This is a genomic window from Vibrio sp. V23_P3S9T160, assembly GCF_963886625.1.
GTDB lineage: Bacteria > Pseudomonadota > Gammaproteobacteria > Enterobacterales > Vibrionaceae > Vibrio > Vibrio anguillarum.
The window spans coordinates 1-11642 of the sequence record NZ_CAWPDB010000040.1 but is presented as its reverse complement, the minus strand read 5'-3'; the positions used below and the strand labels follow the sequence as shown (position 1 = coordinate 11642).

The window sequence follows — 11642 nt, the reverse complement described above, 5'->3', positions numbered from 1 at the left end:
CGGTGCAAGGGAGCAAACATGAATAATCAAGTCATTATATTCGACACCACATTACGTGATGGCGAACAAGCTTTGTCAGCAAGCTTAACCGTTAAAGAAAAACTGCAGATTGCTTACGCATTAGAGCGCCTTGGTGTTGATGTTATTGAAGCAGGTTTTCCAGTTTCCTCCCCAGGTGATTTTGAGTCGGTCAAAACGATTGCCAAACACATTAAAAACAGCCGCGTCTGCGCGCTTTCTCGCGCGGTAGCAAAAGATATTGATGCAGCGGCCGAAGCTCTGAAAGTCGCCGATGCTTTTCGTATCCATACGTTTATTTCAACCTCAACCATTCATGTGCAAGATAAATTGCGCCGCAGTTATGATGATGTGCTCGAGATGGCAGTCAGTGCGGTGAAACACGCCCGTAACTACACCGATGACGTCGAATTTTCCTGTGAAGATGCGGGCCGAACGCCCATTGATAATCTCTGTAGAATGGTCGAAGCCGCAATTAATGCCGGAGCTAAGACCATCAATATTCCAGACACGGTCGGTTATACTGTTCCTAGCGAATTTGGTGGCATTATTCAGATGCTGTTTGAGCGAGTCCCTAACATAGATAAAGCCATTATTTCCGTTCATTGCCACGATGACTTGGGAATGTCAGTCGCAAACTCGATTGCCGCTGTACAGGCTGGCGCAAGGCAAATAGAAGGCACCATCAACGGTATTGGTGAGCGCGCTGGTAACTGTTCACTGGAAGAGATCGCGATGATCATCAAAACTCGTCAAGAATTCCTCGGCGTACATACTGGTTTAAAGCATGATGAGATCCACCGCACCAGTAAGTTGGTTAGCCAACTGTGCAATATGCCGATTCAAAGTAACAAAGCGATTGTCGGTGCCAACGCATTTAGCCACTCGTCAGGCATTCATCAAGATGGCATGTTGAAAAACAAAAACACTTACGAAATCATGACTCCAGAGTCAATTGGCCTAAAAAACCAAGCGCTGAACTTAACGAGCCGCAGTGGCCGCGCCGCAGTAAAAAGCCATATGGATAGCATGGGTTACAATGAAAACGAATACAACCTCAATGCCTTGTATGAAGATTTCTTAAAATTGGCAGATCGTAAAGGCCAAGTGTTTGACTATGACTTAGAAGCGTTGATGCACTTTTCAAATCTGCGTGATGAAGACGATTTCTACAAATTGAACTATTTGAGTGTTCAATCAGGCAGTGTTATGGCGACCACCAGTATTAAATTGCTTTGTGGTGATGAAGAAAAATGTGAAGCTGCCGTTGGTAATGGCCCTGTCGATGCGCTTTACCAATGTATTTACCGTCTAACTGGCTATGAGATCGTATTGGATAAATTTGACCTTACCGCCAAGGGCGAAGGTGAAGATGGACTCGGGCAAGCCGATATTATTGCCAACTACAAAGGGCGAAAATATCACGGTACAGGCGTCTCTACGGATATTGTCGAAGCATCAGGACAAGCCTTATTGCACGTGATCAATAGCATTCATCGTGCCGATCAAATTGCAGAAATTAAACAAAAGAAAGTGGCAACCGTTTAACGTACCTAGATTAGAGCTTTCAGTCTTTAGAGCTCACTGGGGCAAGCAAATATAAAAATAGTAAAGGACTAACATGACAGACAAAACATACAAAATTGCCGTTCTTGCAGGTGATGGTATCGGCCCAGAAGTAATGCAACAAGCACACAAGGTATTGGATGCGATTGAAAAAAAACATGCTATCCGGTTTGCCAGAGAAGAACATGATGTCGGCGGGATTGCGATTGATAACCACGGTTGCCCGCTGCCTGAAAGCACAATTAAAGGATGTGAAGAGGCAGACGCCGTATTGTTTGGTTCCGTAGGCGGCCCTAAATGGGAGCATTTACCACCCAACGACCAACCAGAGCGCGGTGCACTCCTACCGCTTCGCAAACATTTTCAACTGTTTTGTAACTTGCGTCCTGCTCAAATTCACTCAGGCTTAGAAAGCTTTTCTCCTTTACGATCCGATATCTCCGATCGTGGCTTCGATATTGTGGTTGTTCGAGAATTGACTGGTGGTATTTATTTTGGCCAACCCAAAGGACGCGAAGGAGAAGGGGCAAATGAAAAAGCATTTGATACCGAAGTTTACCACCGCTACGAAATCGAACGCATTGCAAAAATAGCGTTTGAGTCCGCACGATTACGTCGTAAAAAAGTATGCTCAGTCGATAAAGCGAATGTATTACAAAGCTCTATCTTATGGCGTGAGGTCGTGGAAGAGATCGCAAAAGATTATCCGGACGTCGAGCTTTCACACATTTATATCGATAATGCCACTATGCAGCTCATTAAAGATCCCTCTCAATTTGATGTCATGCTGTGCTCTAATATTTTTGGTGACATCATTTCCGATGAATGCGCCATGATCACAGGCTCAATGGGCATGCTACCTTCCGCTAGCCTTAATGAAAGCAATTTCGGTCTCTATGAGCCTGCGGGTGGTTCGGCACCTGATATCGCAGGAAAGAACATTGCTAACCCAGTAGCACAAATTCTTTCCGCCGCTTTAATGCTACGTTATAGCTTAGGCGAAGAAAGTGCCGCTCAAGATATCGAAAATGCCGTATCAAAAGCGCTTACCGCAGGCGAACTCACCGCAGATCTTGCCAGTGGTAAAGCGGCACTTTCAACCTCTGAAATGGGCGATAAAATTGCCAGCTACATTTTAAACTCATAATTAGTAGGACTAGGCTCGCCTAGTCCTTTATAAAGCTCAAAGAGCTCAAGGAAGAAGCAATGTCGCAAGCAAAAACCTTATACGAAAAAATTTATGATGCCCACATTGCGGTATCAGCTGAAGGGGAAAACCCCATCCTTTATATCGATCGTCATCTCGTTCATGAAGTGACATCACCGCAAGCATTTGATGGTTTACGCGAAAAGGGACGTAAAGTTCGTCAGACGAGTAAAACATTCGCTACCATGGACCATAACGTTTCAACCACCACAAAAGACATTAATGCCTCGGGTGAGATGGCTCGAATCCAAATGGAAACATTGTCCAAGAACTGTGCTGAGTTTGGCGTAACACTCTACGACTTAAATCATAAATACCAAGGCATCGTTCATGTCATGGGGCCAGAATTAGGTATTACTCTTCCCGGTATGACCATTGTCTGCGGTGACTCACACACAGCAACACATGGCGCATTTGGCTCGTTAGCGTTTGGCATCGGTACATCAGAAGTTGAGCACGTACTTGCAACCCAAACATTGAAACAAGCTCGCGCGAAAACGATGAAAATTGAGGTGACAGGCAAAGTCGCTCCAGGCATCACCGCTAAAGATATCGTGCTAGCCATTATAGGTAAAACAACGGCGGCCGGTGGTACAGGTTATGTCGTTGAATTTTGTGGTGAAGCGATTACCGATCTTTCAATGGAAGGTCGTATGACGGTGTGCAATATGGCGATTGAGCTTGGGGCAAAAGCCGGTCTTATCGCCCCTGATCAGACTACTTTCGACTACATTAAAGGTCGCAAGTTTTCTCCTCAAGGAAACGATTTAGAAGCTGCCATTGAGTACTGGGCAACGCTAAAAACCGATGATAATGCCAAATTTGATGCAGTCGTTACCCTAAATGCCGCGGACATCAAACCACAAGTAACGTGGGGCACAAACCCAGGCCAAGTAATTGCTGTCGATGAAACCATCCCATCTCCCGATAGCTTTAGTGATCCTGTCGAAAAAGCATCAGCAGAAAAAGCATTAGCGTATATGGGACTGGAAGCGGGTAAATCCTTATCAGACTACAAAGTGGATAAAGTTTTTGTCGGTTCTTGCACAAACTCTCGCATTGAAGATATGCGAGCAGCAGCTCAAGTCGCGAAAGGTAAAAAAGTCGCACCACACGTTCAAGCATTGATTGTTCCAGGTTCAGAGCAAGTTAAAGCGCAAGCGGAAGCGGAAGGCTTGGATAAAATATTTATTGAAGCGGGTTTTGAATGGCGCTTGCCGGGCTGTTCAATGTGCTTGGCTATGAACAATGACAGGCTCGGTGCAGGTGAGCGTTGTGCATCAACATCCAACCGCAATTTTGAAGGCCGCCAAGGTCGAGATGGACGTACACATTTAGTTAGTCCTGCAATGGCCGCCGCCGCCGCCATCGCTGGACACTTTGTCGATATCCGTAATATTCATTCTTCAACACTCAACTAAACAGGGGATCACCAATGTCAGGTTTTAAACAGCACACAGGTTTGGTCGTTCCTCTTGATGCAGCGAACGTCGATACAGATGCCATTATCCCTAAGCAATTTTTACAGAAAGTAAATCGCACTGGTTTTGGCAAACACCTTTTTCATGATTGGCGTTTTCTAGATGATGCAGGTCAACAACCTAATCCAAATTTTGTCATGAATAAACCTCGCTATGAAGGAGCGAGCATTCTACTTGCTCGTGAAAACTTTGGGTGTGGTTCTTCACGAGAACATGCCCCTTGGGCTTTAGCGGATTACGGTATCAAAGCCATGATTGCACCCAGTTTTGCGGATATTTTTTATGGTAACTCAATCAATAACCAAATGGTTCCAGTCCGCCTTACAGAGCAAGAAGTTGATGAAATATTCCAATTTGTTCAAGGAAATGAAGGTGCTCAACTAACTGTAGATCTTGAACGAATGGAAGTTAAAGCCAATGGAAAAACATACTCATTTGAAATTGATGAATTTCGTCGCCATTGTTTACTTAATGGATTAGACAATATCGGTTTGACGCTACAGCACGAAGATAAAATCGCTGATTATGAAACAAAAATTCCTAGCTTTTTGAAATAGCGAGTGTCGATTTAATTTCCAGAGGTTGGTGTAGATGCATCAACCTTTTCTTTTATCTGAAATTTATTAATCCCTACCTAGGTCATATAACCTATGAGATGAGAGGTAAACGATGAAATATCTATTAACGCTATGTTTGACACTTGGGTCAACGAATGTATTTTCTGCTCCTAAATCACAACTATGGGATTATTGGAACTCTAGCAATGAAGAAAATACACAAGCCATTTCACATCAAATTTGGCAGACAACACTTGATACTTATCTAATCCAAGAAAATCACAACAACCTCTTCGATTATCAAAGGGTCAACTCAAAAGATAAAGAGCAATTAGAGCTCTATATTTCACGATTATCAGCCCTTGATCCAAGAGAGTATGCAAAGCTGGAACAATATGCTTACTGGGTCAACTTATATAATGCCTTAACAGTTAACTTAATCGTCGATCATTACCCAATACCATCCATCACTAAACTGGGAGGATTTTTCTCATTTGGCCCTTGGGAACAAAAGATCATTACCATCAATCAAAAAGAGCTGACTCTCAATGATATTGAACATCGAATTTTAAGACCCATTTGGAAAGATCCTCGAACCCATTATGCGGTCAACTGCGCAAGCCTTGGCTGCCCAAACATACAAAAGCAGGCTTTCACAGCAGAGAATACTGAATTATTACTGGAGAAATCAGCCACTGAGTTTATCAATAGCGAAAAAGGAGTAAAGGTCACCAATGATAAATGGGTTCTGTCTTCTATTTATGACTGGTTTGCTGAAGATTTTGGAACGAAACAGCAATTATTTGAGCACTTAGTGCAGTACAACAAGGCACTAAAAAGCGAGAAAAAGAGTATCAGCTATCACTATGATTGGACATTGAATGATACGAATAGATAGAAAAAAACCTCAGCATTTCTGCTGAGGTTTCGTAATTCAAACCTGGCGATGTCCTACTCTCACATGGGGAGACCCCACACTACCATCGGCGCTGTTGTGTTTCACTGCTGAGTTCGGCATGGAGTCAGGTGGGTCCACAACGCTATGGTCGCCAAGCAAATTCTTTTAGCTTACAGAGCTATAAAACTGGTGCTGATACCCAGAATCGAACTGGGGACCTCATCCTTACCAAGGATGCGCTCTACCGACTGAGCCATATCAGCACACTGTATCTTGTGTCACAAGTGACTAAAAAGCCCGCTCTTACAAACGGGCTCTTATAAATTCAAAGCCTGGCGATGTCCTACTCTCACATGGGGAGACCCCACACTACCATCGGCGCTGTTGTGTTTCACTTCTGAGTTCGGCATGGAATCAGGTGGGTCCACAACGCTATGGTCGCCAAGCAAATTTCTTAATTCGGAAAGCTGCTTCGTTCTCATTCACACATTCAATGTTCTTCCATTGAGTCCACAAAACCCCTTCGGTGTTGTATGGTTAAGCCTCACGGGCAATTAGTATTGGTTAGCTCAACGCCTCGCAGCGCNAGCCTGGCGATGTCCTACTCTCACATGGGGAGACCCCACACTACCATCGGCGCTGTTGTGTTTCACTTCTGAGTTCGGCATGGAATCAGGTGGGTCCACAACGCTATGGTCGCCAAGCAAATTTCTTAATTCGGAAAGCTGCTTCGTTCTCATTCACACATTCAATGTTCTTCCATTGAGTCCACAAAACCCCTTCGGTGTTGTATGGTTAAGCCTCACGGGCAATTAGTATTGGTTAGCTCAACGCCTCGCAGCGCTTACACACCCAACCTATCAACGTTCTAGTCTCGAACAACCCTTTAGGACACTTAAAGTGCCAGGGAAGACTCATCTCAGGGCTCGCTTCGCGCTTAGATGCTTTCAGCGCTTATCAATTCCGAACTTAGCTACCGGGCAATGCCATTGGCATGACAACCCGAACACCAGCGGTTCGTCCACTCCGGTCCTCTCGTACTAGGAGCAGCCCCCTTCAATCTTCCAACGCCCACGGCAGATAGGGACCGAACTGTCTCACGACGTTCTAAACCCAGCTCGCGTACCACTTTAAATGGCGAACAGCCATACCCTTGGGACCGACTTCAGCCCCAGGATGTGATGAGCCGACATCGAGGTGCCAAACACCGCCGTCGATATGAACTCTTGGGCGGTATCAGCCTGTTATCCCCGGAGTACCTTTTATCCGTTGAGCGATGGCCCTTCCATTCAGAACCACCGGATCACTATGACCTACTTTCGTACCTGCTCGAACCGTCATTCTCGCAGTTAAGCGGGCTTATGCCATTGCACTAACCTCACGATGTCCAACCGTGATTAGCCCACCTTCGTGCTCCTCCGTTACTCTTTGGGAGGAGACCGCCCCAGTCAAACTACCCACCAGGCACTGTCCGCAACCCCGATGAGGGGCCTACGTTAGAACATCAAAACGACAAGGGTGGTATTTCAAGGTCGACTCCACGCAATCTAGCGACTGCGCTTCTAAGTCTCCCACCTATCCTACACATGTAGGTTCAATGTTCAGTGCCAAGCTGTAGTAAAGGTTCACGGGGTCTTTCCGTCTAGCCGCGGGTACACTGCATCTTCACAGCGATTTCAATTTCACTGAGTCTCGGGTGGAGACAGCGTGGCCATCATTACGCCATTCGTGCAGGTCGGAACTTACCCGACAAGGAATTTCGCTACCTTAGGACCGTTATAGTTACGGCCGCCGTTTACCGGGGCTTCGATCAAGAGCTTCGACCTAAGTCTAACCCCATCAATTAACCTTCCGGCACCGGGCAGGCGTCACACCGTATACGTCATCTTGCGATTTTGCACAGTGCTGTGTTTTTAATAAACAGTTGCAGCCACCTGGTATCTGCGACTCTCGTCAGCTCCATCCGCAAGGGACTTCACCAATAAGAGCGTACCTTCTCCCGAAGTTACGGTACCATTTTGCCTAGTTCCTTCACCCGAGTTCTCTCAAGCGCCTTGGTATTCTCTACCCGACCACCTGTGTCGGTTTGGGGTACGATTGCTTATAATCTGAAGCTTAGAGGCTTTTCCTGGAAGCAGGGCATCAATGACTTCACTGCCGTAGCAGCTCGACGTCGTGTCTCAGCCTAATAAGAAACCGGATTTACCTAGTCTCTTAGCCTACGCACTTGAACCAGGACAACCGTCGCCTGGCCCACCTAGCCTTCTCCGTCCCCCCATCGCAATTATAAGCAGTACGGGAATATTAACCCGTTTCCCATCGACTACGCTTTTCAGCCTCGCCTTAGGGGTCGACTTACCCTGCCCCGATTAACGTTGGACAGGAACCCTTGGTCTTCCGGCGGGGAGGTTTTTCACCCCCCTTATCGTTACTCATGTCAGCATTCGCACTTCTGATACCTCCAGCATGCTTTACAACACACCTTCAACGGCTTACAGAACGCTCCCCTACCCAATACAGTAAACTGTATTGCCGCAGCTTCGGTTTACTACTTAGCCCCGTTACATCTTCCGCGCAGGCCGACTCGACCAGTGAGCTATTACGCTTTCTTTAAATGATGGCTGCTTCTAAGCCAACATCCTGGCTGTCTGAGCCTTCCCACATCGTTTCCCACTTAGTAGTAATTTGGGACCTTAGCTGGCGGTCTGGGTTGTTTCCCTCTCCACGACGGACGTTAGCACCCGCCGTGTGTCTCCCGGATAGTACTTACTGGTATTCGGAGTTTGCAAAGGGTTGGTAAGTCGGGATGACCCCCTAGCCTTAACAGTGCTCTACCCCCAGTAGTATTCGTCCGAGGCGCTACCTAAATAGCTTTCGGGGAGAACCAGCTATCTCCGAGTTTGATTGGCCTTTCACCCCTAGCCACAAGTCATCCGCTAATTTTTCAACATTAGTCGGTTCGGTCCTCCAGTTGATGTTACTCAACCTTCAACCTGCCCATGGCTAGATCACCCGGTTTCGGGTCTATATCCAGAGACTAAATCGCCCAGTTAAGACTCGGTTTCCCTACGGCTCCCCTATTCGGTTAACCTTGCCACTGAATATAAGTCGCTGACCCATTATACAAAAGGTACGCAGTCACAGGACAAAGCCTGCTCCTACTGCTTGTACGTACACGGTTTCAGGTTCTATTTCACTCCCCTCACAGGGGTTCTTTTCGCCTTTCCCTCACGGTACTGGTTCACTATCGGTCAGTCAGTAGTATTTAGCCTTGGAGGATGGTCCCCCCATGTTCAGACAGGATAACACGTGTCCCGCCTTACTCGATTTCACTTATAATGATGGAACAGTTACGGGGCTATCACCCTTTATTGCGCCACTTTCCAGAGGCTTCACCTGCATCATTAAAAGCTTAAGGGCTAGTCCAATTTCGCTCGCCGCTACTTTCGGAATCTCTGTTGATTTCTTCTCCTCGGGGTACTTAGATGTTTCAGTTCCCCCGGTTTGCCTCCTTACCCTATGTATTCAGGTAAGGATACGTGCTTATGCACGTGGGTTTCCCCATTCGGAAATCGTAGACTCAAGTGGCTGTTACTGCCTAATCTACGCTTATCGCAAGTTACTACGTCCTTCATCGCCTCTGACTGCCAAGGCATCCACCGTGTACGCTTAGTCACTTAACCATACAACCCGAAGAAGTTTCGTGTTGCAGACAAGTCACCAAGGTTGTCTCTCATTATTTGAATGAGCGAGAGACGTTTGATTTTGCCGGACTCAATTTTGAAAACTTACCGTAGTAAGCTTTCCCAAGAACACTTGAATGTGTTTGGTATCAATACGTTAAACGTATTGATGTTGAGAACTTTTATTTGATAACAACAAACACGTTCGTTGTTATCAGTCAGCTTTCCAAATTGTTAAAGAGCNTGCTCTACCAACTGAGCTAACGACCCCTTTACTTCACAACGGAAGTGGTATCCCGTAGGGGAGTCGAACCCCTGTTACCGCCGTGAAAGGGCGGTGTCCTAGGCCTCTAGACGAACGGGACACTAAGTAAGAATGTTTGGGAACATCCTCGTCTCTTAAACTGTATAAACCATCAATCTGTGTGGACACTCATCAGTGTAATCTTCGTATAAGGAGGTGATCCAGCGCCAGGTTCCCCTAGCGCTACCTTGTTACGACTTCACCCCAGTCATGAACCACAAAGTGGTGAGCGTCCTCCTCGAAAGGTTAAACTACCCACTTCTTTTGCAGCCCACTCCCATGGTGTGACGGGCGGTGTGTACAAGGCCCGGGAACGTATTCACCGTAGCATTCTGATCTACGATTACTAGCGATTCCGACTTCATGGAGTCGAGTTGCAGACTCCAATCCGGACTACGACGCACTTTTTGGGATTCGCTCACTATCGCTAGCTTGCTGCCCTCTGTATGCGCCATTGTAGCACGTGTGTAGCCCTACTCGTAAGGGCCATGATGACTTGACGTCGTCCCCACCTTCCTCCGGTTTATCACCGGCAGTCTCCCTGGAGTTCCCGACATGACTCGCTGGCAAACAAGGATAAGGGTTGCGCTCGTTGCGGGACTTAACCCAACATTTCACAACACGAGCTGACGACAGCCATGCAGCACCTGTCTTACAGTTCCCGAAGGCACTCCCGCGTCTCCGCAGGATTCTGTAGATGTCAAGAGTAGGTAAGGTTCTTCGCGTTGCATCGAATTAAACCACATGCTCCACCGCTTGTGCGGGCCCCCGTCAATTCATTTGAGTTTTAATCTTGCGACCGTACTCCCCAGGCGGTCTACTTAACGCGTTAGCTCCGAAAGCCACGGCTCAAGGCCACAACCTCCAAGTAGACATCGTTTACGGCGTGGACTACCAGGGTATCTAATCCTGTTTGCTCCCCACGCTTTCGCATCTGAGTGTCAGTATCTGTCCAGGGGGCCGCCTTCGCCACCGGTATTCCTTCAGATCTCTACGCATTTCACCGCTACACCTGAAATTCTACCCCCCTCTACAGTACTCTAGTGAACCAGTTTCAAATGCGGTTCCGAGGTTGAGCCCCGGGCTTTCACATCTGACTTAATCCACCACCTGCATGCGCTTTACGCCCAGTAATTCCGATTAACGCTCGCACCCTCCGTATTACCGCGGCTGCTGGCACGGAGTTAGCCGGTGCTTCTTCTGTCGCTAACGTCAAATGATGCTGCTATTAACAACACCACCTTCCTCACGACTGAAAGTACTTTACAACCCGAAGGCCTTCTTCATACACGCGGCATGGCTGCATCAGGCTTGCGCCCATTGTGCAATATTCCCCACTGCTGCCTCCCGTAGGAGTCTGGACCGTGTCTCAGTTCCAGTGTGGCTGATCATCCTCTCAGACCAGCTAGGGATCGTCGCCTTGGTGAGCCATTACCTCACCAACTAGCTAATCCCACCTAGGCATATCCTGACGCGAGAGGCCCGAAGGTCCCCCTCTTTGGCCCGTAGGCATCATGCGGTATTAGCCATCGTTTCCAATGGTTATCCCCCACATCAGGGCAATTTCCTAGGCATTACTCACCCGTCCGCCGCTCGCCACCCAAGGAACAAGTTCCTCTGTGCTGCCGCTCGACTTGCATGTGTTAGGCCTGCCGCCAGCGTTCAATCTGAGCCATGATCAAACTCTTCAATTAAAGTTTTGTTGGTCCTAAGACCGGCTCAATGAATACTGACTTCAAAACTGCTCTTACTCGAAAGTAAAAAAGTAATTTTAAAGCTATTGTTGTTCCAACAGAACAACAATGAATTGACTGTGCCAAAATCAAGTAAACTTGATTCTGATTGGTCACTCAGTTCATTGATAAATCTTTTTTGATTATCATCAACGAGTGCCCACACAGATTGATAGGTTTATATTGTTAAAGAGC

General features: G+C 47.0%; 5 protein-coding genes, 2 tRNA genes and 5 rRNA genes. 5 read left to right on the top strand and 7 right to left on the bottom strand.

Features of this window, described 5'->3' with window-relative positions; all coding sequences use genetic code 11:
* Nucleotides 1-18: 18 nt before the first annotated feature.
* From leuA to AACU59_RS02525, 5 genes are all read left to right on the top strand, one after another.
* Nucleotides 19-1566 carry a 2-isopropylmalate synthase gene (gene leuA / locus AACU59_RS02545; protein ID WP_013856011.1) on the top strand — a complete coding sequence of 516 codons (1548 nt, stop codon included), beginning with the start codon at nucleotides 19-21 and terminating at the stop codon, nucleotides 1564-1566.
* Between the two features lie 73 nt (nucleotides 1567-1639).
* Nucleotides 1640-2731 carry a 3-isopropylmalate dehydrogenase gene (gene leuB / locus AACU59_RS02540; protein ID WP_094132278.1) on the top strand — a complete coding sequence of 364 codons (1092 nt, stop codon included), beginning with the start codon at nucleotides 1640-1642 and terminating at the stop codon, nucleotides 2729-2731.
* A gap of 59 nt (nucleotides 2732-2790) precedes the next feature.
* A complete protein-coding gene (leuC, locus tag AACU59_RS02535; protein WP_094145460.1) occupies nucleotides 2791-4212 on the top strand; it encodes a 3-isopropylmalate dehydratase large subunit in 1422 nt (473 codons plus the stop codon).
* A gap of 14 nt (nucleotides 4213-4226) precedes the next feature.
* Nucleotides 4227-4829, top strand: a complete 603-nt coding sequence (gene leuD / locus AACU59_RS02530) for a 3-isopropylmalate dehydratase small subunit (RefSeq protein ID WP_017048681.1) — start codon at nucleotides 4227-4229, stop codon at nucleotides 4827-4829.
* Between the two features lie 112 nt (nucleotides 4830-4941).
* Nucleotides 4942-5727 carry a DUF547 domain-containing protein gene (locus tag AACU59_RS02525; RefSeq protein ID WP_094145459.1) on the top strand — a complete coding sequence of 262 codons (786 nt, stop codon included), beginning with the start codon at nucleotides 4942-4944 and terminating at the stop codon, nucleotides 5725-5727.
* A 40-nt stretch (nucleotides 5728-5767) separates the two neighbouring features.
* Here the strand turns inward: AACU59_RS02525 and rrf (AACU59_RS02520) are convergent.
* The 7 genes from rrf (AACU59_RS02520) to AACU59_RS02490 form a co-directional block, all read right to left on the bottom strand.
* Nucleotides 5768-5883: ribosomal RNA gene (rrf, locus tag AACU59_RS02520) — 5S ribosomal RNA — on the bottom strand.
* 31 nt (nucleotides 5884-5914) lie between these two features.
* Nucleotides 5915-5990 (bottom strand) — tRNA-Thr (locus AACU59_RS02515).
* 67 nt (nucleotides 5991-6057) lie between these two features.
* Nucleotides 6058-6173 (bottom strand): 5S ribosomal RNA (rrf, locus tag AACU59_RS02510).
* A gap of 142 nt (nucleotides 6174-6315) precedes the next feature.
* Nucleotides 6316-6431 (bottom strand): 5S ribosomal RNA (rrf, locus tag AACU59_RS02505).
* 87 nt (nucleotides 6432-6518) lie between these two features.
* Nucleotides 6519-9410 (bottom strand): 23S ribosomal RNA (locus tag AACU59_RS02500).
* A gap of 289 nt (nucleotides 9411-9699) precedes the next feature.
* Nucleotides 9700-9775: transfer RNA gene (locus AACU59_RS02495), tRNA-Glu, on the bottom strand.
* A gap of 88 nt (nucleotides 9776-9863) precedes the next feature.
* Nucleotides 9864-11408: ribosomal RNA gene (locus AACU59_RS02490) — 16S ribosomal RNA — on the bottom strand.
* Together the 16S, 23S and 5S rRNA genes with 2 tRNA genes alongside form the textbook arrangement of a ribosomal RNA operon.
* Nucleotides 11409-11642: the final 234 nt, after the last annotated feature.

Excerpts from the sequence above, each read along its gene's own strand:
- leuA (WP_013856011.1), top strand. The coding sequence starts at position 19 with ATGAATAATCAAGTCATTATATTCGACACCACATTACGTGATGGCGAA.
- leuB (WP_094132278.1), top strand. The coding sequence starts at position 1,640 with ATGACAGACAAAACATACAAAATTGCCGTTCTTGCAGGTGATGGTATC.
- leuC (WP_094145460.1), top strand. The coding sequence starts at position 2,791 with ATGTCGCAAGCAAAAACCTTATACGAAAAAATTTATGATGCCCACATT.
- leuD (WP_017048681.1), top strand. The coding sequence starts at position 4,227 with ATGTCAGGTTTTAAACAGCACACAGGTTTGGTCGTTCCTCTTGATGCA.
- AACU59_RS02525 (WP_094145459.1), top strand. The coding sequence starts at position 4,942 with ATGAAATATCTATTAACGCTATGTTTGACACTTGGGTCAACGAATGTA.